20 protein-coding genes, 1 tRNA gene and 1 pseudogene are annotated in these 20960 nt (G+C 61.8%); 11 read left to right on the plus strand and 11 right to left on the minus strand.

What is annotated here, in order from left to right; genetic code table 11:
• The first annotated feature begins 50 nt into the window (after positions 1 to 50).
• Positions 51 to 126 (plus strand) — tRNA-Phe (locus tag CCZ28_RS14700).
• Between the two features lie 299 nt (positions 127 to 425).
• A complete protein-coding gene (locus CCZ28_RS14705) occupies positions 426 to 779 on the plus strand; it encodes a hypothetical protein (protein WP_140219108.1) in 354 nt (117 codons plus the stop codon).
• Between the two features lie 138 nt (positions 780 to 917).
• On the opposite strand, the gene CCZ28_RS14710 is transcribed toward CCZ28_RS14705, so the two are convergent.
• Positions 918 to 1238 carry a cupin domain-containing protein gene (locus CCZ28_RS14710; RefSeq protein ID WP_140219110.1) on the minus strand — a complete coding sequence of 107 codons (321 nt, stop codon included), beginning with the start codon at positions 1236 to 1238 and terminating at the stop codon, positions 918 to 920.
• 322 nt (positions 1239 to 1560) lie between these two features.
• Between CCZ28_RS14710 and CCZ28_RS14715 the strand changes: the two genes are divergently transcribed.
• Together CCZ28_RS14715 and CCZ28_RS14720 are read left to right on the plus strand one after the other, a co-directional pair.
• Positions 1561 to 1767 carry a hypothetical protein gene (locus CCZ28_RS14715; RefSeq protein WP_140219112.1) on the plus strand — a complete coding sequence of 69 codons (207 nt, stop codon included), beginning with the start codon at positions 1561 to 1563 and terminating at the stop codon, positions 1765 to 1767.
• A 213-nt stretch (positions 1768 to 1980) separates the two neighbouring features.
• Positions 1981 to 2322: a hypothetical protein gene (locus CCZ28_RS14720; protein WP_140219114.1), complete on the plus strand. Its 342-nt coding sequence runs from the start codon at positions 1981 to 1983 to the stop codon at positions 2320 to 2322.
• A 265-nt stretch (positions 2323 to 2587) separates the two neighbouring features.
• On the opposite strand, the gene sutA is transcribed toward CCZ28_RS14720, so the two are convergent.
• The 4 genes from sutA to glnK all read right to left on the minus strand — a co-directional run bounded on the left by sutA (position 2588) and on the right by glnK (position 5316).
• Entirely contained in the window at positions 2588 to 2923 is a 336-nt protein-coding gene (gene sutA / locus CCZ28_RS14725) for a transcriptional regulator SutA (RefSeq protein WP_058772194.1), read from the minus strand.
• A 71-nt stretch (positions 2924 to 2994) separates the two neighbouring features.
• Complete coding sequence (locus tag CCZ28_RS14730) at positions 2995 to 3414, minus strand: secondary thiamine-phosphate synthase enzyme YjbQ (RefSeq protein ID WP_140219116.1); 420 nt, start codon at positions 3412 to 3414, stop codon at positions 2995 to 2997.
• Positions 3415 to 3587: 173 nt separating this feature from the next.
• Positions 3588 to 4928, minus strand: a complete 1341-nt coding sequence (locus CCZ28_RS14735; protein WP_140219118.1) for an ammonium transporter — start codon at positions 4926 to 4928, stop codon at positions 3588 to 3590.
• A 49-nt stretch (positions 4929 to 4977) separates the two neighbouring features.
• Positions 4978 to 5316, minus strand: a complete 339-nt coding sequence (gene glnK / locus CCZ28_RS14740) for a P-II family nitrogen regulator (protein ID WP_003096476.1) — start codon at positions 5314 to 5316, stop codon at positions 4978 to 4980.
• A 389-nt stretch (positions 5317 to 5705) separates the two neighbouring features.
• Here glnK and CCZ28_RS14745 point away from each other — a divergent pair, with 389 nt between their 5' ends.
• The 5 genes from CCZ28_RS14745 to CCZ28_RS14765 all read left to right on the plus strand — a co-directional run bounded on the left by CCZ28_RS14745 (position 5706) and on the right by CCZ28_RS14765 (position 11170).
• On the plus strand, positions 5706 to 6005 hold the full coding sequence (locus CCZ28_RS14745; protein WP_074528821.1) for an accessory factor UbiK family protein: 300 nt from the start codon (positions 5706 to 5708) through the stop codon (positions 6003 to 6005).
• A gap of 64 nt (positions 6006 to 6069) precedes the next feature.
• Positions 6070 to 7560 carry a YifB family Mg chelatase-like AAA ATPase gene (locus CCZ28_RS14750; protein ID WP_140219120.1) on the plus strand — a complete coding sequence of 497 codons (1491 nt, stop codon included), beginning with the start codon at positions 6070 to 6072 and terminating at the stop codon, positions 7558 to 7560.
• Between the two features lie 1038 nt (positions 7561 to 8598).
• Positions 8599 to 9297: a hypothetical protein gene (locus tag CCZ28_RS14755; protein ID WP_140219122.1), complete on the plus strand. Its 699-nt coding sequence runs from the start codon at positions 8599 to 8601 to the stop codon at positions 9295 to 9297.
• Positions 9294 to 10130 carry a dCTP deaminase gene (locus CCZ28_RS14760; RefSeq protein ID WP_140219124.1) on the plus strand — a complete coding sequence of 279 codons (837 nt, stop codon included), beginning with the start codon at positions 9294 to 9296 and terminating at the stop codon, positions 10128 to 10130. The genes CCZ28_RS14755 and CCZ28_RS14760 overlap by 4 nt, the downstream gene beginning before the upstream one ends.
• Positions 10127 to 11170: a thiamine-phosphate kinase gene (locus CCZ28_RS14765; RefSeq protein ID WP_140219126.1), complete on the plus strand. Its 1044-nt coding sequence runs from the start codon at positions 10127 to 10129 to the stop codon at positions 11168 to 11170. Before CCZ28_RS14760 ends, CCZ28_RS14765 begins: the two co-directional genes overlap by 4 nt.
• Positions 11171 to 11527: 357 nt before the next feature.
• On the opposite strand, the gene CCZ28_RS14775 is transcribed toward CCZ28_RS14765, so the two are convergent.
• The 4 genes and pseudogenes from CCZ28_RS14775 to CCZ28_RS14790 all read right to left on the minus strand — a co-directional run bounded on the left by CCZ28_RS14775 (position 11528) and on the right by CCZ28_RS14790 (position 16358).
• Positions 11528 to 11716: a hypothetical protein gene (locus CCZ28_RS14775; RefSeq protein WP_140219128.1), complete on the minus strand. Its 189-nt coding sequence runs from the start codon at positions 11714 to 11716 to the stop codon at positions 11528 to 11530.
• A 112-nt stretch (positions 11717 to 11828) separates the two neighbouring features.
• Positions 11829 to 13157 (minus strand): annotated as a pseudogene (locus CCZ28_RS14780) (IS4 family transposase).
• Between the two features lie 140 nt (positions 13158 to 13297).
• Positions 13298 to 15265: a methyl-accepting chemotaxis protein gene (locus tag CCZ28_RS14785; RefSeq protein ID WP_437179225.1), complete on the minus strand. Its 1968-nt coding sequence runs from the start codon at positions 15263 to 15265 to the stop codon at positions 13298 to 13300.
• A gap of 163 nt (positions 15266 to 15428) precedes the next feature.
• The gene (locus CCZ28_RS14790) at positions 15429 to 16358 is read right to left on the minus strand and encodes a LysR substrate-binding domain-containing protein (protein ID WP_140219132.1); all 930 of its coding nucleotides are present in this window, start codon (positions 16356 to 16358) and stop codon (positions 15429 to 15431) included.
• A gap of 103 nt (positions 16359 to 16461) precedes the next feature.
• Between CCZ28_RS14790 and CCZ28_RS14795 the strand changes: the two genes are divergently transcribed.
• Both CCZ28_RS14795 and CCZ28_RS14800 read left to right on the plus strand, forming a co-directional pair.
• On the plus strand, positions 16462 to 17862 hold the full coding sequence (locus CCZ28_RS14795) for a NorM family multidrug efflux MATE transporter (RefSeq protein ID WP_140219134.1): 1401 nt from the start codon (positions 16462 to 16464) through the stop codon (positions 17860 to 17862).
• Between the two features lie 124 nt (positions 17863 to 17986).
• Positions 17987 to 18628, plus strand: a complete 642-nt coding sequence (locus CCZ28_RS14800) for a LuxR C-terminal-related transcriptional regulator (RefSeq protein WP_140219136.1) — start codon at positions 17987 to 17989, stop codon at positions 18626 to 18628.
• Here CCZ28_RS14800 and CCZ28_RS14805 read toward each other — a convergent pair.
• Together CCZ28_RS14805 and CCZ28_RS14810 are read right to left on the minus strand one after the other, a co-directional pair.
• On the minus strand, positions 18621 to 20252 hold the full coding sequence (locus CCZ28_RS14805) for an ATP-binding response regulator (RefSeq protein WP_140219138.1): 1632 nt from the start codon (positions 20250 to 20252) through the stop codon (positions 18621 to 18623). The genes CCZ28_RS14800 and CCZ28_RS14805 overlap by 8 nt on opposite strands.
• On the minus strand, positions 20249 to 20944 hold the full coding sequence (locus CCZ28_RS14810; RefSeq protein WP_140219140.1) for a YoaK family protein: 696 nt from the start codon (positions 20942 to 20944) through the stop codon (positions 20249 to 20251). The genes CCZ28_RS14805 and CCZ28_RS14810 overlap by 4 nt, the downstream gene beginning before the upstream one ends.
• Positions 20945 to 20960: the final 16 nt, after the last annotated feature.

A 20960-nucleotide genomic window follows, 5' to 3' on the forward strand; every position in this document is an offset into this window, starting at 1 on the left:
TGGGCTCGCTGTTGACACAAGGTCGAGAAACGCTTTTAATGCGCCCCGTTGCCCAGGTAGCTCAGTTGGTAGAGCAGGGGATTGAAAATCCCCGTGTCGGCGGTTCGATTCCGTCCCTGGGCACCAAAATATAGCTCCGCGGGTTCTGCTGAACCCCGGAGATCAGAAAAACCGGCCTAGGCCGGTTTTTTTGTGCCCGGAAAAAAGCATGACGGTCGCCCTGCGCGCGGTTGGTACTGCGGCCGCTCCCGCCTTCCCAGCGAACCCTGACGGATGCCACCCGCCACCCAAAGGCTCGCCCTAGAGCCTCCACAGCCCCTCGTCTCCGCAAAAAATTTTGCCCAACCCTGCTTGACTCTCTACCCACTACAGACTTCGTAATGGCGTGGCATCACCCAACCGCCACCCTTTTCGGAGTCAGTACCATGACCACCTGCAGCGACAAGCATCACGCCAACCACAGCCACCAGCATGGGCCGAATTGCGGACACACCGCCATCGAGCACGACGGCCACGTCGATTATCTCCATGACGGCCACCTGCACCACATGCATGGCGATCACGTGGACGAGCACGTCATCGAAGTCAGCGTCACCAATCCCGACCAGTGCACCCATGGCCAGAGTTCCGGCCATGCAGCCGACCATGTCCACGGCCCGGACTGCGGCCATGAAGCCGTGCCCCATGGCGACCACGTCGACTACCTGGTGGATGGCCGCCTGCACCATGTCCACGATGGCCATTGCGACGATCATGGCCCGGTGACCCTGGCTAAGTAGCCTTTAGCCGAACGCCAAGCAGGCGGGCACCCTTCCCCCCGCCACGGAAGGGTGCCGGGTCGGCGCAGCACCTCACTGCGTTCCCGCCCGACGATATCCTGTCCCCTTACCGGCTCCAGACCGTGCGAATGCCTGGGCTCAGGTCGCCGCCTCGAAGTGAATCGCCAGCCAGACGCTGGCAACCGCGGGATCGGTAAAGGTCACCCAGTGCTCGGTATGCGCCGGGATGAACAGCGTGTCGCCCGGCTGCAAGGCCACCTCGCGCCCCTCCAAGGCCACCCGCGCGGCCCCTTTGAGCAACACGACCCATTCGTCGTGCGCCTGCCGATAGGGCTCGTGGGCCGGGGTGGACTGCCCCTGGGAAACGATGCGCTCGATCCGGCACCCGGGCCTACTGAGCAAAGGTGTGAACACCTCCGCAAGAGCGGCGTCGGGCAGGTCGTTAAGCAGATTGATCATGACGTTTTTCCAGAAGCCGCGGCGGCCGTTCGCGCTATGGTCAGCAAGGCTGCTCCAGTCGTGCCGCCTGCTCAAGTCCCGGATGAATCCCCTCATCACCTCATGAGCCTTCACGATGACCGCAAAGACACTGGCATTTGCCGTAGAGAGTGGGAACGGCCCGACCTTTTCATCGCATCGTCACCTCATGAGCCGCCTTTTCGGCGATGATCCGGAACACGATTGGCAAGCGGCCTTCACTGCCGCGCCGCCAGGGTCGCTCCGCACCTTCACCGCGGGCGCGACCCCTCTTCTGCTCTCAGCGCACGGAGGCGCTTACCCGATGCCCATTCGCTTGCTCCCCCTTGCCGATCAAAGTGGCGTCCTGCCCCAGGCGATGCTCGACCCCTCCCTGGCCACCCCTACGCAGCCTGTAGTCCCGCTCTGGCTGTCGCTGCTCAGCGGTATCAGCCTGTGGCTGAATCGGCTCTTTCTCGGCCTGGTCATGGCGCTGGTCGGCTTTACCCTCTGGCAGTGGTGGCAGGGATGAAACGACGCCTGGATCAACTGGAACTGGCGATCCTGATGTGCGGCATCGGCCTCCTGGCACTGGCCCTCATCTTGGCGGTAGGCATGCAGGGTCTGGACTGGGGCTGAGCGGACCCGGCGGAGTCTTACCAGACCTTTACCTGGCCTGACGCCCGCTGACAGCCAAAGGTGTTTCATGGTGACGCGGCCCATCGAGCGCCGCGAGGAGAGCACCATGGCATCGCAAGCGTCCCTGATCCTGCTGTTGACCGCCGCCCTGACCGCCAGCGGCCTGGCAGCGGCCCACGAGCTGCCGGGCGAAGGTCCGGCGCAACGCTGGACCGTCGGCGCCGAGGCGGGCCCCGACGCGGCCGATTTCAGGCCGGTGGGCGAGTACCGACGGCATCACCGGTACCACCCCTACTACCGTAGGGATCGCTACCCCTACAGCTACTATCGCCCCTATCCGCAGCAGGAATACGTCTCGCCCCATTGGCGTCCGCTCCCACCCGGGCATTACGCCCCGCCGCCTGGTTACGAGACGCGCCCCTATTACGGTCCGCCCCGGCATTGGTGAACTGCTTGGCAGAGCCGGACTCGAATGGTGGCCTTTTGCGATGAGTAGCACAGGCAACTATTTGCCAGGGGAGCAGAATGCCATCACCCACTAGGGCTTTCAGGGCGTCGCCAACATGTATGAGAGAGACGATGTAATCTGCATGGCCTGCCTTGCAACCATGGCTGCGGCCTTTACCGGCTTCATCATGGTGATGGCACTGGTCTGATCGCCAGACAAACGAAACCCCGCCGCGGCGGGGTTTCGTAGGCGGTATGGCGCGATCCTAGATAGGACGACTGCCATATTTGCTATCGGGCTTCTTGGGCGGATCGGCAACCACATTGGCATCGATTTCCTGCACCTTGCCACCGCGCGCCAGGAACTCCTGCATGGCCTTTTCCAAGGCGTCCCGCTCGCGCTGCTTGGCCTCGACGGAGGGCAGCTCCTCGGGTTCCGCTTCCCGCTTCTTCTTCGCCTTGCTGGTGGACGCCGGCGTCTCGCCGTCGCCACTGTCCTCGGCTTCGGCGTCTTCGGTCGCCGCGGCGAATTCTTCGTTATCGCCCTCGTCTTCCTCCGCCCCCGTCTCCAGGTCGTCCTGCTCGAGATCTTCGTCGCTCATAAACCGCCTCCAAACACATTGGTAAAATCGGGCCGCGCGTTTTGACGCGACCTCCAAAGAAAAATTCCTGGCTATTCGCCTTGCAGCGTCGCGATCACGCGGCGTGCGCCACCCTGGTCCCGGTGCTCGCCCAGATAGATGCCCTGCCAGGTCCCCAGGGCCAGCCGCCCCTGCTGGATCGGCAGGCTCAGGCTGCAGCCGAGCAGGCTGCTCTTGAAATGCGCGGGCAGGTCATCCGGCCCTTCGTAGTCATGTTCATAACCGCCCTGGCCTTGGGGCACCAGTTGGTTGAAGAACCGCTCGAAGTCGCGCCGTACCGCCCCATCGGCATTTTCGTTGATGGTCAGGGACGCCGAGGTGTGCTGCAACCACAGGTGCAGCAGTCCGATCCGGCACTGACCCAGCTCCGGTAGCTGATCCAAGACCTCATCGGTGATCAGATGGAAGCCGCGCGCCCGCGCGCGCAGGGAAAAGGTCCGCTGCAGCCACATGAACAACCCCCGCCGACTGACTGGGCGCGCATTCTAGCGCGACGATCGGAAAAGCAAAGCGGTGAATGCACACCGCCGGCGTGCAGTCTAGACACAGCAGGACGACGGTTGTTCCAGCCGTATGGCAGACGCAAAAAAGGCGCCTCGCGGCGCCTTTTTCGGCTGAGTCCGGCTTACAGGTTGTAGCCGCGCTCGTTGTGCAGGGTGAGGTCCAGACCCACGGTCTCTTCTTCCTCGTTGACCCGCAGGCCCATGATCATGTCCAGCACCTTGAGGATCACGAAGGTGACGATGCCGGTGTAGATGATGGTGAAGGCCACGCCCTTGAACTGGATGAAGAACTGCGCGCCGATGTCGGTCACGGTGCCGAAGCCACCCAGGGACGGGGCAGCGAAGATACCGGTCAGCAGGGCGCCGACGATACCGCCGATACCATGTACGCCGAAGGCGTCCAGGGAGTCGTCGTAGCCCAGCTTGCGCTTGAGGCTGGTGGCGCTGAAGAAGCACAGCACGCCAGCGGCCAGGCCGATGATCAGGGCGCCCATGGGGCCGGCGGTACCAGCAGCCGGGGTGATGGCGACCAGACCGGCGACCACGCCGGAAGCGATGCCCAGGGCGCTCGGCTTACCGTGGGTGATCCACTCGGCGAACATCCAGCCCAGGGCGGCGGCAGCGGTGGCGATCTGGGTGGTCAGCATGGCCATGCCAGCGGTGCCATTGGCGGCAGCGGCGGAACCGGCGTTGAAGCCGAACCAGCCGACCCACAGCATGGCCGCGCCCACCAGGGTGTAGCCCAGGTTGTGCGGCGCCATGGGCGTGGCCGGGTAGCCTTTGCGCTTGCCCAGAACCAGGGCAGCGACCAGACCGGCGATACCGGCGTTGATGTGCACCACGGTGCCGCCAGCGAAGTCCAGCACGCCCCAGTCCCACAGCAGGCCGCCGTCACCGCTCCAGACCATGTGGGCGATGGGGGCGTAGACGAAGGTGAACCACAGGCCGGTGAAGACCAGCATGGCGGAGAACTTCATGCGCTCGGCGAAGGCACCGACGATCAGCGCCGGGGTGATGATGGCGAAGGTCATCTGGAAGGTGACGAAGACGCTTTCCGGGAACAGCGCGGTGGCCGAGGTGACGGCGTCGTGCTGCAGGCTGGACAGGAAGGCCTTGCCCAGACCGCCGATGAAGGAGTTGAAGTTGGTGACGCCCTTCTCCATGCCAGTGGTGTCGAAGGCCAGGCTGTAGCCGTAGAGCATCCACAGGATGCTGACGAGACCGGTGATGGCGAAGCACTGCATCATGACCGAGAGGACGTTCTTGGCGCGCACCATGCCGCCGTAGAACAAGGCGAGCCCAGGGATGGTCATGAACAGCACGAGTGCCGTCGAGACCAGCATCCAAGCGGTATCACCGCTATTGATGGCAGGTGCCGCAGCCGCTTCCTGGGCCATGGCTAGGCCCGGCAGCGCTACGAAAGACATGAGGGCTCCTAGCCCTGCGTACTTGCGCAGAGTCATCGTTGTTTCTCCTGGGGCTCGTTTGGGGTTGGGCTGTCGGTTTAAATCGTCAGATGGCGTCTGTGTCGGTTTCGCCGGTACGGATGCGGATGGCCTGCTCGAGGTTCACCACGAAGATCTTGCCGTCGCCGATCTTGCCGGTGTTGGCGGCCTTGGTGATGGCCTCGATGACGCGGTCGAGTTGATCGTCGGCGATGGCGACGTCGATCTTGACCTTGGGCAGGAAGTCGACGACGTATTCGGCGCCACGATAGAGCTCGGTGTGGCCCTTCTGGCGACCGAAGCCCTTGACCTCGGTGACGGTGATGCCTTGCACACCGATCTCGGACAGCGACTCACGCACGTCGTCGAGCTTGAATGGCTTGATGATGGCGGTGACTAGTTTCATGAACTTCTCCCGATTGAGTGGACTGGCCCCAGGAAAACAAACCCCGGCCCAAGTCTAGCGCAGTGACCGTCTGTTTAACCGTCGACGTGTTGATCGCCGGGGTCATGGCAAAAGCAGCCGTGGCGTGCCTCTGACCCAGGCGCCTCCGACGCTCGTCTCTGCATCGGCAGTAGCAGAAAGCTTGCCAATTTTGCGAACGGGTTACGAATTCCACGGCCTGCACGCCTCGCACGCCACCTGACGGGGCAAATCCCAAGCTGGCAGGAAACACTTTGCACCAACAATGAACAGCTCTGCGACTCGCTTAGCACCAAAGCAGTGCAGGCACTGCCAGCGGACGTCGAGGTCCACCGTGTTACACTCGGGCTTTGATCCAGCAGGGGATAACCATGTCCACGACCCGTTCGCTGTTCGATTCCCTGACCCAACAGGCCAGCCGGCTGTTCGGTCAGGACTCGCCGCTACCGAAGGCGGAAATCGAGAGTCAGTTCAAGGCCCTGCTGCAGGGTGCCCTGAGCAAGCTCGACGTGGTCAGTCGCGAGGAATTCGATGCCCAGATGGCGGTACTGGCCCGCACGCGAGCCCGCCTGGAAGCGCTGGAACTGCGCCTGACCGAACTGGAAAAGACCCAGACCAGCAGCGTTACCCCACCGGTTACCCCGGCCACGGACGTCGCGCCCGCCGACTGATCCGTGATGGCTGCGCCAGGATGGCGCAGCTTTTCGACTGGCGCACCACGATCAAGGAGAGATCATGTCGCTTGCCCTCGTTCATGCCCGCGCCCAGGTGGGCGTGGAAGCACCACCGGTGGTCGTCGAGGCGCACCTGGCCAATGGCCTGCCCGCCCTCACCCTCGTCGGCCTGCCGGAAACCGCCGTCCGCGAAGCCAAGGACCGGGTGCGTAGCGCCATCCTCAATAGCGGCTTCGAGTTTCCCAGCCGCCGCATCACCCTCAATCTCGCACCGGCCGATCTACCCAAGGATGGCGGGCGCTTCGATCTCGCCCTGGCCATCGGCATCCTGGCCGCTAGCGGTCAGTTACCCGCCCAGGGACTTGACGGCTACGAATGTCTCGGCGAATTGGCGCTGTCGGGTGCGGTGCGGCCCATTCGTGGCGTCCTGCCGGCGGCACTGGCCGCCCGCACCGCCGGACGGGTGCTGGTAGTACCCCGCGCCAATGCCGAGGAAGCCTGTCTGGCCAGTGGCCTGCCGGTGCTGGCGGTCGATCATCTGCTGGAATTCGCCGGCCACCTGAGCGGCCAATCGCCCCTCGCCCATTACCAGCCCAGCGGCCTGCTGCGCACGCCTTTGCCCTATCCGGATCTGGCGGAGGTGCAGGGGCAGCAGGCGGCCAAGCGCGCTCTGGTGGTGGCTGCGGCGGGTGCGCACAATCTGTTGCTAGCCGGACCGCCGGGGACCGGCAAGACGCTGCTCGCCAGCCGCCTGCCCGGGCTGTTGCCGCCGCTGGACGAGGAGGAAGCGCTGCAGGTGGCCGCCATCCATTCGGTGGCCGGTCCCGAACCGCTGGCGCATTGGCCGCAGCGTCCCTTTCGTCAACCTCACCATTCGGCGTCCGGTCCGGCGCTGGTGGGCGGCGGCAGCCGGCCAGGTCCGGGGGAGATCACCCTGGCCCATCGCGGGATACTGTTTCTCGACGAGTTGCCAGAATTCGACCGCAAGGTGCTGGAAGTCCTGCGGGAGCCCCTGGAAAGTGGCGAGATCGTCATCGCCCGGGCGCGCGAGCGCGTGCGTTTCCCGGCGCGCTTCCAACTGGTCGCGGCGATGAATCCCTGCCCCTGTGGTTATCTCGGTGACCCTACCGGCCGCTGCCGTTGCAGCCCGGAGCAGGTCCAGCGCTATCGCGCCAAGCTCTCCGGTCCGCTGCTCGACCGCATCGACCTGCACCTGACCGTGGCGCGTGAAAACTTGCGTCTGGGCGCCTCGCCCGTCGCCGAACTGACGACCGCCGCAGCCGCCCGTCAAGTGGCGGACGCCCGCGCTATCCAGATGGCGCGCCAGGGCCGCCCGAACGCCTTGATCGGGCTGGATCAGTTGCACCAGGTTTGTGCATTGAGCGAAGCGGATCAACGCTGGCTGGAAGGCGCTGGCGAACGTCTGAATTTATCCCTGCGTGCCCTGCATAGAGTCATCAAGGTGGCCCGGACCCTGGCCGATCTGGCGGGGCAGGCCACCATCGAGCGAGCGCAGCTGGCCGAGGCATTGCAGTATCGGGCACCGGGTTGATGTCAGATAGACGCCCCCCTCGTCTGCTACCATAGCGTTGTGCTCCGCTAAAGGCGGAAGGCTGCGGCGCTGGTATTGGCCGCCCCCGGAAACATGCAAGATGCTGCTCGCTAGTAGTCTGCTAATATCGTTTCCGTTCGCGAATCAGCTCGAGGACCTCTTCCAACTTGGAAACATGCACTACCGCTCCACGTGCACCGCCCGATGCAAGGCTGCCGTCCCGGTAGAGTTTGCATCAATGGAACAATTGACTGGGATTGATACCGTTGCGCCGAGCCATCGCCGATGACGATATGCCTAGGCTCCAGTATTTCGCGCACCACGGTCAGCTTCCCATCAACGCTGCAACGACAATGCCGCTCCTAGCCAAGTACTTCGATACTTTTGTCTTTGCTGGTAGTCAGAACTACAGTCGACTGACTATCCTTTGTGGCGAGCGGTAACCGGCGCTCTATGTCTGAGACGGCTCGTTAAGTGGTCAACGTTCAGCCATACACGTTAACCATCACGCCATAGAACCTAAGGCCTGATGTCGTATCGGACGCAATATACACCTAAAGTAGATTATCTGGGGAGTCAAAAAATAGCTCCGATTATCACGAGAATTGAGCACAGAGCTGTAAAGATTCCGTACCCGTAGATAAGGATGACTACCGGCCTCGGCCTCCCAGAGGCAGATGCTACGAGCGGACCCGCTTGGAGCCACATTAGGCCTAGCAGTAGCCCTATAGGGTAGAATCCTACTTTAACGGCGTTTCCTAACGAAATTACCGCAGGCACTGCCAAACTTGCGAGGACAATAGGCATGAGAACCACTATCAGATATGCAGCACTTATGGATGCTCTATTTTTTGACAAAAGCAGTCCTGTAGCAAATGCAGCGCTCATCCCAAAGGAAATCATACCGAGTGATTCAATTGCTAATTCATCTAAAATTTTAATTTTTAATCCTTAACAAACAATATCTACCACAGACCTTAGTGATCGTAGAATTTATCATATTGTAAAAGACATTGCAAAAACACTACGATTCTCGACGTGTTTTTCAAAGGCTTATCAAACATGAAAATCTTATCCAGGACAAAAGCAATCACTTCTACCATGTCATCCAACCGAGAAGTCGCCTGGCCCTCTTTTTTAGAGGTGGTACAAGACACTTCCAACCTAGCTTTGCTCAAGACTATAGACGAGCTAATACTTCACAGACCTTCGCTGACCGAAAGCGCTAGGATATCATATCGACACCAGTTGGGTTTTATAAAAATTATATTAGCCTCTGCAAATACAGGATCTTGTATTCGTCTGCATCTATGGGACCGAGAGGGTGTAGCCGATGAAGACATTCATTCTCATTGCACAACCTTTATATCAAGAGTAGTGCTCGGCAGCCTCGTTGAAAAATCCTACGAACTTACTGAAGGATCAAGCCACACTCGATTTAAGTACCGGCAGGGGCACGCTGCAGCAGATGGCATGACAGGAGTAATTCTCCTAAAAAGCAAAATCATGCCCTCTGGAACCATCTACCAACGTCGGCCTACCGAGTTGCACAGCATCAGTGACGTTTCAAAAAATACATTAACAGTATCTGCGTGGATGCCCCGCAATGAAGATGCCATAGTGCTAAAGCCCGAGCGCAGCGCATCAGCGGAAGACTGCACTAGTCCTGTCGGGATGCCTGAGCATGAACTATATTTTTTGTTAAAATCGATTAAAGATAGGCTAAATGGAAAATGATCCTCAATGACACCGAGATAACAAACCGCTCGAATGGCCCGAATGCACTAATCTCCCCATTCAGCTCTGAAAATCTGCGCTTAAGCTCATACGACCTGACTGTAGGAAAAGAATATTATATAGGACAAAGCGACACCGGCTCGCTGTTCGAAACACAAACCTTGAGGACTTCGCAATCTATCACCATTCCGCCTCATGCCGTATGTTTCATTTTGACGGAAGAACAAATAAATCTTAGCGATGACATAACGGCTAGGGTCTCGCTTCGTATGACACATATTTACGCGGGAATGGTTCTCACTTCACAACCCCCATTTGACCCAAATTATCGAGGCAAGGTAGTTGTAATGCTTCATAATTTGTCATCTGCGCCTTATCATTTAAAGTGCGGAGAGCGAGTTGCAACCATTGAATTCACTAAACTTATTTCGCCGGCTCAAGGCAACCGTGTACATAGATCAGTGCACAATTTGGAAGCGCAGCTATCAAAACCATTAGTTAGTAGCCTAACAGAAATTGCAAATGCATCTACATCGGTTCAAAATAAAATTAATTGGTTGAGCGGACAAATGCTCATTTTTGCTGCGCTAGTCGTTGCTGTATTGGCAGTACCCGGATTCTTTTCTTACAGCACCCTTCTAGATAGGCTCAGTGAGCAGCGTGATCAAATCAAAGAAATCAGCAAAGATATTGATGATTTCAAAAAAAAGCTCGAATCTAGTGAGTCGAATAATAATACACTTATCGAAAAACTATCAATCCTTGAGAAAAAAACACGAAACGGAACAACCCTTATTTCTCAACCAAGCTCCTCGGGAGGTGACAAACAGTGAAAACAACCATGTCTGGAATTGGGGAGAAAAACTTTCTCAGGACTTTGCTTCCAACACTCCAAGCATCTCCGAACTTTGTAAACGGATTTGGACATGACGCAAGTATAATAGATCTGGGACTTGAAGAGCTATTAGCATTCAAAATAGATCGAGCACCATACCCTGTAGCTCTAAAACAGGGTATCGGAAACTATAAAACCTGGGGACGATTAGCAGTTATCGCAAATATTAGCGACCTTCTCGCTGTTGGTGCAAAACCTAGTGCATTTATGCTTTCCATAGTAGTTCCAGGAAACTTTCATGCTGACAATGTATCTGCAATAATAGAAGGTTGCGCTGAAGCCTGTAAAGATCATCAAATTTCTTTCCTTGGGGGAGATACTAAAGAAGGAGCAGCGCCACAGGTAGTCGGATCTGCCTTAGGCACTGTTAGTAAAGAAAAATACTTTGGAAGACATACGGCGCAGTGCGGCGACTACTTATTTATTGCGGGAACTTTGGGTGGCTTTGCGGGAGCAGTCGCTTTACTAGAATCAAATAACCTAGAGGAAAAAATTGCTATTAGCTGTGCAGACAAACTCATTAATCCGACTGCGAGAATTAAAGAAGGAGCCTACCTACGCGAGAGTCTAGGCGTAGTGGCAGCCTGTGATTTAAGTGATGGATTGAGCGAGGCAATTAGTATTTTTTGCTCAAAAGAAGTAGGGATTTCGATACAAGAAACAGACCTTCCTCTCGACCCCTTGGCCAGGGCAGCCGCGGAAAAACGTAAGGTGTCAAGCTGGAAACTCGCCTTTGGCGTTGGTGACTGGTCTATCGCATGCGTAGTGCGCTCAGATGATGTTTCAAGCTTCAAAGCTGGTATAAATAGTGAGCTTGCACTGTATGAAATTGGTCAATTCAATGACTCAGGACATGTAGAAATAATAGATAGATGGGGAAAGACCCAAAAGATCCCCGATCTAGTTAATGAACATTTTCGCAAAAGGGCGGAAGATGGAAAAGATTACTCAGACACTCTGATAGGCAACAGCAAATAAATTGCCTCCTAAAGTAGCCTATATGGCCATAGCTTCTCCACATGGCACAGCAGAGTTATTTGATTGCAAGTAAAATTCCGCTCACTCCATCGAAGCTCTGAGTTTACATGCAACCAAATGCGATTACTCTGCCGACATCGATCAGCAGATTCGCACCCCTGAGTGCTCTGCGCGACGCCCTGGTCCATGTCGCGGATTGCCCTGCGCCGTCGCATCTAGATTGCCCAACCTTCAGGCGTCTGATGGAGCTCAGCGGTCGTCAGGCCAGGCGGGACATATCTCGTAAGACGCCGTGGTAAGGAAGCCGCCTTGAAAAGATCTTCTAATCTGGCATTGCTCGCTTAGGCGTCATCCCGCCTAGCGCTTGCTCCGCTCGCCAAACCGCGACTTCTCCTGCAAGTCATCCTTCAACGCCTGGTTCTCCTGCGCCAGCTCGAAGCACATCGCCCGCCACTGGTGGGCGAGTTCGCGATAGTCATCCCGTTCCGCGCGCAGGGTCGTCAGCATGCGTTCGACGGCTTGCACCGTCTCGTTCGATACGCCCATTTCAACTCTCCTTCTAAACTGTATTTGCATACAGTAGTCAGAGGATTGGACGCGGGCAAGCGGCATGTGGCTAAAGAATAAAAAAGGGAGGCCTGAGCCTAATGCCAGTCAGTTAAGCCTGACTGGCATTTTTCTTTCTGGTCGGATATTTCGAAGGCTTGGGCTTGATGACCCGCGGATAGGCACGGTAATCGCGCCTATGCGGCAGCACGAAGTGCGGTGCCAAAGCATGCAGGTCGGCGAGATAGCGTGGGATGTTGCCAGGACTGTTCAGCGAAAGGCTCAGCAGGAATTTCAGGATGGCCCAGCTGCACGCGGAGAAGCTCATCTCGCAGGGATAAACACCCGGGCACTGGCGACTCATCTGCACCATCTGATAACGCAGCAGGTTGTATCCCAGGAGCAGCCCCCAAAGCTCCTGCTCCACCATGTCCGGTGTTTTGCTGCGTAGCGTGTAGCGGCCATCGAGCAGGCCTTGCTTGATCTCTCGGTAGCCCAGCTCGATTTCCCAGCGGTGGCTGTAGAGATCGACGATCTCGTCGCAGACGAAACGCCTAGGGTCCGTCATGGAGGTGAGTATCTGGTACTGCTTGCCCTTGATGGTCTTACTCAGCAGTCGCGCCTGTAGGGTGTCCGGCAGATCGGGCCATTGTCGGCGGGCCTGTGGCGAGGTTCGAAGGCTGACCAGGGCATCCTGTTTGCCCCATGCACGGACTACCTCGTACTGGGCGCCTTTGCGCAGCGGTAACAGCCAGTGCCGTTCGTGGCCCATTCGCTGCCAGCGATGTAGCAGGCCTAACGAGTAGAAGCCCTTGTCGAACAGGGTCAGTGAATGGTCGGGCGTGCTTTCGATCAATCGCTCGGCCAGCTTCATCTCATTGCTTGCGTAAGCGTCGAAGGCGCTACTCACCAGTAGATGGCTGGTCAGCTCCATCTGACACACCATGCGGACCTGGGGAAAGCCGGTTTCACCCTGCTGATTGGTCGCCGAGCCGTAGCGCGCACGATTGTCGAGCGTATCCGGTGTACGCCAGACCACGCCGTCAACCCCGAGCAAGCGCAGTCCCTGCCAGCCCGGATGTCCGGCTGTCTCGTGCCAGCGCTGTTGGGTCAGTTGGAAGACCTAACGGACAGCGTTGACTCCCAGTCGCTGGCGGCCTTGCACCACGGCACTGGGGGCTACCAAGGGCTTCTAGCCGGGCAACATGATGTCCAACTGATTGACCACATCCCAGGCCGACAGGCGACGAAACAGGGCCAGGCCGATGACGCACCAGAGCATGGACTCCAGCGGCAGCCGACGTTTGCGTAGGGTAGCCACCCCGGCTGTTTCCAGCGCGGTCTTGATCAGGTCGGGATCGAGCAGCTCACCCAAGGCCTCGAGTGTCGTCGTGGTCGAAGACAACTCGCGAGTCATTTCCAGGGCTTGAGCAATACGCATAAAAAATCCGGTGCTTGGAATCAAGCACCGGATTCTGTGCGCCGCCAGTCAGGCGTCAAGGCCGAACTCTTAACTGACTGGCATTAGGTCTGGGCCTCCCTTCGCAATCGCCACACCGGTCATGACCGGCCAGAGCGGCCTTAGCTGAAGCGACCGACCTCGGCGCTCAGCTCTTCGGCCAGGTGGCGGAGTTCGCCGGCGGTGCCGGCCAGGCCCTCGGCGGCATCGCGCTGGGCGGCGTTGTCCACGGCGATGGCCTGGATGTTGCGGCTCAGGGCAGTGGCCGTGGTGCTCTGCTCGGCGGTGGCCTGGGCAATGCCGGAGAACTGGTCGACCGCCTCGGCGACCTGCAGGTCGATGCTGCGCAGGGCCTGGGCGACATCGGCGTTGCGCGCCAGCCCTTGCTCCATGAGACGGTTGCCTTCGTCGATGGCACCCATGGCGCGCTGGGTTTCGTCCTGTACCGCACCGATCATCTGCGAGATCTCGCGGGTGGCGGCGCTGGTACGACCGGCCAATTGACGGACCTCGTCGGCGACCACGGCGAAGCCGCGGCCCTGCTCGCCGGCGCGAGCGGCTTCGATGGCCGCGTTGAGCGCCAGCAGGTTGGTCTGCTCGGCGATCCCGCTGATGACGCCAATGATGCCGCCGATCTGCTGGGAGCGGTCGTCCAGGCCCTTGATCAGTTCGGCCGTGCTGGAGAGCGAGTCGGCGATCTGCTCCAGGGCGCCCGAGGCCCCTTGCATGGCCTGGGTACCGGTACGGGTCTGCTGGGCGTTTTCCTGCACCAGGCGCTCGGTGCGCTGCATGCCGTCGGCGATGTTCTGGGCGGTGGCGCTGAATTCCTCCACGGCGCTGGCCATGCTGTCGATCTGGCTGGACTGCTCGGCGGAGCGGCGCAGGGTTTCCTCGGAGAGCTGGCTCAGTTGCTGGGAACGCTCGGTGACCGCGCGCGAGGAGCCGCGCACCTGTTCGACGGTGGACGCCAGGGCGTCGGCCATCTGGTTGAAGCTGTGGGCGAGTTCGCCGATCTCGTCGTGGCTACGTGCCTCGACGCGCACGCTCAGTTGACCACGACCGAGGGCCTGGGCGCGTTCCACCAACTGGGCCAGCGGGCTGAGTTTGCGCCGCAGCAGCAGTACCGAGGCGGCCACGGCCAGCAGCAGGGCGATCAGGCTGCCGATGGCCAGGCGCAGGCCGACGGCATGCACGGGAGCCACCAGTTCCGCCTTGGGCAGGGTGGCGACCACGGTCCAGCCTTCGCCTTCGACCGGGGCGCTGACGCTGAGGAAGTCCTCGTTGCCGTCACTCCAGTTGAATTCGTGTTGCCGCGGCTTGGCCTTGAGTTCGGCGAGTAGCTGGTCGCTGTGCTTGGCATTGGCCGGCGGTACCAGCCAGTGGCCTTGCTCGTCGAGCAAGGCCAGGGAGCCGGTTTCGCCGATGCGCAGCTTGTTCAGTTGGGCCAGTTGCTGGGCCTGGGCATCGGTGTAGTCGAAACCGACGAAGAGCACGGCGATGACCTTACCGGCGCCGTCGCGCACCGGGGTGTACTGGGTCATGTAGGAGCGCCCGAACAGCTGGGCACGACCGACATAGCCCTGACCCTGCAAGAGGCCGGCATAGGCCGGATGCTTGCGATCGAGCTGGGTACCTATGGCGCGGGCGCCGTCCTGCTTCTTGAGGGAGGTGGTGATTCGGGTGAAGTCGTCGCCATCACGGACGAAGATGGTGGCGACACCGCCGGTCAGCCGGGTGAAGTCATCGACCAGGGTGAAGTCATTGTTCAGCGCCTTACCATCGAACAGCAGCGCGGGCGCGGTACTTCCGACCAGCGGCAGACGCTCGCCGGAAAGGCTCAGGCCGCTATCGAAACGCCGCTCGAACAGATTGGCGAGGCGCTGGGTGCTGACCTTCAGGGTGGCGAGGAAGGTGCTCTGCTGATCGGCGAGCAACTGGGCCTCACTGCTCAGGTGCTTGCGCTGGGTGCCTTCGATGGACACGCTCAAAGCGTGCAGGGCGAATAGGCAGCTGCCCGCGATGACGATCACCAGTACCAGGCTCAGGGCGAGCGCAAGTTGTCGCGCGATACTGGTACGACGGGGGGAAATGACCATAGGGTGCTCCTGGGTGTTTATGTCCCTTTAGGGCAGAAAAATGGATGACGAGGGCTATTTGCCTAGAAACCGCTCTACGACGGCCTTTTCAAAGACTCAACGGTAGTTTATCGGCTGGAGGGCGACGAACTAAAGGAAATGACGATTGTCTGGCGCCTTATTTATGGCGAAACACGCTCGGCAGTGTCTGGCTCGCGACTTCCCGCTGGAGAAAATCCGCCAGTTGGCGAAAGCGTGCCTGCCCGCGGCGCGCGCGCGGCCAGACCAGGTAGTAACCCGCGCCACTGGCCACGGCATCGGGCCAGGGCAACGCGATCAGACCGGCCGCCACGTCTTCGGCGAGCATGACCAGATCGCCGATGGAAACGCCGTAGCCGCGCGCGGCGGCGGCCATGCCCAGTTCGAGGGTGTCGAATACCTGGCCGCCGGTCACCGGCACCGCCTGGGTCAGCCCCATGGCTTGCAACCAGCGCCGCCAGTCGCGACGGTCGAAGGTGGGATGCAGCAGCTCTTCCCGTTGCAGCCGGGCCACGTCCCATACCCCGCTACGGGCCGCCGCTGGCGAACAGACCGGCACCAGCCATTCCTCGAACAGCGGCACCACCTCCCAGTCTGCCGGAAAGAGACCGTCGCCCAGCAGTACGGCGCAATCGAAGGGCTCATGGACGAAATCGACCCGGTCACTGGTCATCCAGACGCTGGTGAGTTGGATATCCAGCTGCGGACTGGCCTGCCGGAAGCGCGCCAGCCGCGTCAGCAGCCAGCGCAGCGACAGGGTGGTGGGCGCCTTCAGGCGCAGGGTGCCCTCTTCCACGGCGAGATTGCCGCAGGCGCGCGCCAGGGCCTCGAAGCCTTCGCTCAGGCCCGGCAGCAGCAGCTTGCCGGGTTCGGTCAGGACCAGGTGGCGACCGGCACGCTCGAACAGCCGACAGCCGAAGGTCTCTTCCAGGGTCCGCACGTGGCGACTCACCGCGCTCTGGGTCAACGACAGCTCCTGGGCGGCGCGGGTGAAGGAGCCGTGACGGGCCGCGGCCTCGAAGGCGCGCAGGGCATAGAGCGGCGGCAAGCGCGAAGCATGCTCGGGCATGACTCTGACTCATGGGTGGCATGGCTATTTTCCGATTGTGGAGCGCGCGCTGTGGTCGAACAATGAGTTCTTGTCGTCTGTCGCCCCTTTCCTCGAGATCGCCATGTCTTCGCCGCGCCATGAATTGCTCGCCCTGTTGCGCCTGGCCCTGCCGCTGATCGGTGCCCAGTTGGCCTATGTGGCCATGGTGTTCACCGACACCCTGATGATGGGGCGCCTGGGGCCGGCAGCGCTGGCCGGGGGTGGGCTGGGGGCGTCGGTGTATTCCTTCGTCTCGGTGATCTGCATCGGGGTGATCACTGCGGTAGCCAATCTGGCGGCGCTGCGCCGCGGGGCAGGAGACACCGAGGGCGTGGCGGCGGTGACGGCAGCGGGGATCTGGATCGCCCTGGCCCTGGCGCTGCTGGCCGGCTGCCTGCTGTGGAACATCGAGCCGCTGCTGGCGCTGGCCGGCCAGCCGGAGGAGAGTCGCCAGGCGGCAGCGGTCTTCCTGCGCTGCCTGGCCTTCGCCCTGCCCGGCCATCTGCTGTTCATGACCCTGCGTGGCTTCACCAGCGCCCTGGAGCGCCCCGGCCCGGTATTGACCATCGTGCTCGGCGCGGCCGCGCTCAATGCGCTGCTCAACCTGGCCCTGCTGCACGGTTGGGGCGGGCTGCCACAGCCAGGACTGCCGGGCATCGGCACGGTGACCGCGGTGGTGATGAATGGCGCGGCGCTGTGCCTGGCACTGTACATCACTCGGCATCCGGCCTACGCCCCCTACCGCCTCGCCCGCTACCTGCGCCGGCCGGATCGCCGTGCGCTGGCCGATACCCTTGGCCAGGGCCTGGCGATCAGCGGTACCTATGCGGTGGAAGCCTGTCTGTTCCTGTCGGCGGCGCTGTGCATGGGGACGCTGAGCACCACGGCGCTGGCAGCCAACCAGATCGCCTACCAACTGGTGTACCTGGTGTTCATGCTGCCGGCCGGGCTCTCCTATGCCACCAGCATCCGCATTGGCCAGCACCAGGGCGCGGGCCGGCCGCGCGAGGTATTGCTGGTAGGGCGCCTGGCCATCGGCGGGGGCGCCGTGGTGATGTTGGGCATCGCCGTGCTGTTCTGGTGCTTTCCCGGCTGGTTCGTGGGGCTGTTCCTGGCGGACGCCCACAGCCCGGTGGCGGAGCTGGCACGCCAGCTGGTACTGATCGCCGCACTGTTCGTCATCTTCGACGGCACCCAGTGCATCGCCCAGGGCGCCTTGCGCGGTATCCACCAGGCGCGCCTGGGCTTCTATGGTGGCTTGCTCTGCTACTGCCTGATCGGCGCCGGCAGCACCTGGCTGCTGGGCGTGCAGGCGGGCCTCGGCCCGCATGGCGTCTGGTGGGGCCTGGCGCTGGGCCTGGCCTGCGCGGCGGTGCTGCTCGCCGGTGCCTTCGAGTGGCTGATGCGCCGGCAATTGGGACCCTTCAGACGTCATCCGGCGGACACCGCCAGCGGTGTGCGGGAAGCTTCCCAGGCCGGCTGATATCTGGCGGCCGGAAACAAACAGTATTACCAATGGCCGCCCCTGGGGGCGCTGCGCTAGACTAAAGGCTTTGGACCGCCAGGCGGATTCGCCACCCGCTGACGCGGCCCCGGGATAGTTACCGATGGAACGCTTCATCGTCGCCGACGACCACCCTCTCTTTCGCGAAGGCCTGGCGCGCATCCTGTGCCAGCTGCAACCTCAGGCACGGGTAGAGCAGGCCGAAAGCCTGCAACAGGTGTTGGAGCTGGCACGCCAGGACGGGCCGCCGACCGCCTTGCTGCTGGACCTGCTCTACCCCGGCCAGGACCTGAGCTTCTCGTTGCGCGCGCTACGCCAGGAATTCAACCGCAGCACCCTGATCGTGATCTCCATGCTCGAAGACCCGACGGTGATCGAGCACATCATGGCCGCTGGCGTGGATGGCTTCATCGGCAAGGCCCTGCCGCCTACCGCCATCGCCGAGGCCATTACCGCCATCCTCGCCGGTCAGCCGGTGGTGCGCTACGCGAGCGCGACCCTGGCCGCGACGGCCACGCTGTCCGATCACCCATTGCAGGCGCTGACACCGCGTCAGTTGGAGGTGCTCGGCTTGATTACCCAGGGACTGAGCAACAAGGAGATCGCCCGGAGTCTGGCCATCTCGCCCTTCACTGTCCGTATCCACGTCTCTGCGTTGCTGCGTACCCTGGGCGTGGGGACCCGGGTGGCCGCCGCGGCCTTTGGCGCCCAGGCCGGCCTCGGGGTGCGCCGCCCGCTCAGTTAGCGGCGACGCGAGACGCCAGCAGCAGGGCGCGCAACTCCGCTGGCCGTACCGGCTTGGCCAGCACGGGAATCTCGGGGTCGCCCAAGGTCTGCTGTACGTGCGGGATGTCGTGCCCGGTCATCACGATGGCCGGGATACGCCGCCCCTGCAGCCGGTTGAGATAGGCGATGCAATCGGCGCCCGACGCGCTGCGGTCGAGATCGAAATCGGTGATCACCAGGTCGCAGGCCACGGCACCGCAGGGAATGCTGGTGGCGGTGGTGACCTCGCAGCCCCAACTGCGCAGCAGGGTCGCGGTGGCGAGCAGTACGTTGGCGTCGTCTTCGATCAGCAGCACGCGCCAGCCGGTGAGCAGTTGCCGCGGTCCGCTCGGCGGCCGCACCCGTAGCTCGGGCGCGACGGTGGCCAGGGGCAGATCCTGCAGGATGACCACGGTACCCCGCTCCGGTCGAGACTGGATGCTCAACCGCAGTTCGAGCAGCCTGGCGATGCGCTGCACGATGGACAGCCCCAGGCCGACGCCCTCGATGTCACGATCCCGCGCTTCCCGTACCCGATAGAATTCCTCGCAGAGGTGCGGCAGGTGTTCGGCGGCGATGCCGGGGCCCTGATCGTACACCGCCAGGGCCAGCCGGCCCGAGCGGCGGCGAGCGGCGATCAGCACCGGGCGCCCGGGCGCATACTTGAGGGCATTGGACAGGAGATTCTGCAGCGAGGTGAGCAGCAGCGCCGGATCGCTGTAGACCTGTAGTCCACAGCGTCGCCAGCGGATCTCCACCCCGGCCCAGCGCGCGGCCTCGGCATTCTGGCGGACCAGATCGTCCACCAGCGTATCCACGTCGACCACCGTGCGCCGGGGTTTGATCTGCTTCTGATCGAGGGTGTAGATGTCCAGCAGGGAGCGGAACAGCTGTTCCACGCCGAGCAGGGAGCGGTCGATGTTATCGACCAGCCGGCCCTGGTCCGCGCTCAGTTGGCCATCGCGCAGGCAGGCGGTGAACAGGCCGATGGAATGGATCGGCTGGCGCAGGTCATGGCTGGCCTGCGCCAGGAAGCGCGCCTTGGCCTGGTTGGCGGCCTCGGCTTCGCCCAGCGACTGCTGGATACGCGTCAGCAGGAAATACACATAGCCGGGCACCAGCAGCGCGGTCACCAGCATCATCAGCGTCACCGTGGGATAGCGCTGCAAGAAGGGCATCCCCGCGATGGTGGCACCCATGGCGGTCAGCGACAGCAGGGTGGCCAAGAGCAGATAGCCACGGCCGTAGCGCAGGCCATTGCCGACCGTGACCCAGAGCAGCACGCCGAACAGCGGCAGCAGGGCCTCGCCGCTGGTGATGGAGGAAAAGGTGATGGCGCTGAAGTCCAGACTCATGGCCAGCAGGCGGCGCCAGGGTTTCACTCCCGGTCGCCGGCGCACTTCGAAGAAGAGCGCCAAGGCCAGCAGCGTGAACAGCGCGTAGCACGCCAGGTTGGCCAAGAGGACGCCCGTATCGAACAGCCCCCAGGCCCAAGCGCCGATGACATAGACCGAGACCGGCAGGACGAAGGCCAGGCGGATCTTGGTCTGGCCCAGTTCAGGATCGCGGGCGACGACGCCGAGGGCGGATACCGACGCGCTCATGAGGCCAGATACCCCAGCTGCCAGGAACGCGGTATCAGCCGGAAGATCACCGCGAGGATGGCCGCGCAGCCGGCGCTGGCGTACCAGGCCGCCAGCCCCAGGCGCGCCTCCAGCAGGGCGCCCAGCACCCCACCGAGCAGCATCCCCAGCCAGGGCACCAGTTGTATCCCCCAGCCGCGGCGGCGCTCGCCCAGCAGCCAGCGGCCCAGGCCGCGCCCGAAACGCGACAGGGCACCGGTGACATAGGTGAGGCCAATGGGCAGGCCATAGACCTGCTCCACCACCACGTTGACCATGCCCATGGCGAACACCCCGGCCAAGAAGGCCAGACGGGCGTCCGGCAGGCTGGCCGCCACGGCCAGCAGCAGGGCCAGCAGCCCGAGCAGTACGCAGGCGCGCTGGCGGGTCAGGCGTTGCAGCAGTACGCCCCCGGCGTTGCCCAGCACGAAGACGCCGATGGCCGCGGCCAGGTGCGCGGCGGTGGACCACCGACCGGCGGCCACGTCGGTGGCCAGGCGGGTGGTGTTGCCGCTCATGAAGGAGGCGAAATCGCCGGTGGCGAGAAAACCGATGGCATCGGTCATGCCCGCCAGCAGCGACAGCCCGGCGACCAGGGCCAGGCCGACCGCGCCATGGCGGGGCGTCGCGGGCGCCGGGAGCGATTCCGGTGGAATAGGGGCAGTGGCGGTCATGGGCAGCCATCCTGGC

It is taken from the genome of Pseudomonas oryzihabitans (assembly GCF_006384975.1).
In the GTDB taxonomy this organism is placed as follows: domain Bacteria; phylum Pseudomonadota; class Gammaproteobacteria; order Pseudomonadales; family Pseudomonadaceae; genus Chryseomonas; species Chryseomonas psychrotolerans_B.

What these genes read in the sequence shown, in the direction of transcription:
- CCZ28_RS14705 (WP_140219108.1), top strand. Translation starts at nt 426, where the DNA reads ATGACCACCTGCAGCGACAAGCATCACGCCAACCACAGCCACCAGCAT.
- CCZ28_RS14750 (WP_140219120.1), top strand. Translation starts at nt 6,070, where the DNA reads ATGTCGCTTGCCCTCGTTCATGCCCGCGCCCAGGTGGGCGTGGAAGCA.
- CCZ28_RS14775 (WP_140219128.1), bottom strand. Translation starts at nt 11,716, where the DNA reads ATGGGCGTATCGAACGAGACGGTGCAAGCCGTCGAACGCATGCTGACG.
- CCZ28_RS14810 (WP_140219140.1), bottom strand. Translation starts at nt 20,944, where the DNA reads ATGACCGCCACTGCCCCTATTCCACCGGAATCGCTCCCGGCGCCCGCG.
- CCZ28_RS14800 (WP_140219136.1), top strand. Translation starts at nt 17,987, where the DNA reads ATGGAACGCTTCATCGTCGCCGACGACCACCCTCTCTTTCGCGAAGGC.
- CCZ28_RS14710 (WP_140219110.1), bottom strand. Translation starts at nt 1,238, where the DNA reads ATGATCAATCTGCTTAACGACCTGCCCGACGCCGCTCTTGCGGAGGTG.
- CCZ28_RS14730 (WP_140219116.1), bottom strand. Translation starts at nt 3,414, where the DNA reads ATGTGGCTGCAGCGGACCTTTTCCCTGCGCGCGCGGGCGCGCGGCTTC.
- CCZ28_RS14720 (WP_140219114.1), top strand. Translation starts at nt 1,981, where the DNA reads ATGGCATCGCAAGCGTCCCTGATCCTGCTGTTGACCGCCGCCCTGACC.
- CCZ28_RS14805 (WP_140219138.1), bottom strand. Translation starts at nt 20,252, where the DNA reads ATGAGCGCGTCGGTATCCGCCCTCGGCGTCGTCGCCCGCGATCCTGAA.
- CCZ28_RS14735 (WP_140219118.1), bottom strand. Translation starts at nt 4,928, where the DNA reads ATGACTCTGCGCAAGTACGCAGGGCTAGGAGCCCTCATGTCTTTCGTA.
- CCZ28_RS14790 (WP_140219132.1), bottom strand. Translation starts at nt 16,358, where the DNA reads ATGCCCGAGCATGCTTCGCGCTTGCCGCCGCTCTATGCCCTGCGCGCC.
- glnK (WP_003096476.1), bottom strand. Translation starts at nt 5,316, where the DNA reads ATGAAACTAGTCACCGCCATCATCAAGCCATTCAAGCTCGACGACGTG.
- CCZ28_RS14795 (WP_140219134.1), top strand. Translation starts at nt 16,462, where the DNA reads ATGTCTTCGCCGCGCCATGAATTGCTCGCCCTGTTGCGCCTGGCCCTG.
- CCZ28_RS14715 (WP_140219112.1), top strand. Translation starts at nt 1,561, where the DNA reads ATGCCCATTCGCTTGCTCCCCCTTGCCGATCAAAGTGGCGTCCTGCCC.
- CCZ28_RS14745 (WP_074528821.1), top strand. Translation starts at nt 5,706, where the DNA reads ATGTCCACGACCCGTTCGCTGTTCGATTCCCTGACCCAACAGGCCAGC.
- sutA (WP_058772194.1), bottom strand. Translation starts at nt 2,923, where the DNA reads ATGAGCGACGAAGATCTCGAGCAGGACGACCTGGAGACGGGGGCGGAG.
- CCZ28_RS14760 (WP_140219124.1), top strand. Translation starts at nt 9,294, where the DNA reads ATGATCCTCAATGACACCGAGATAACAAACCGCTCGAATGGCCCGAAT.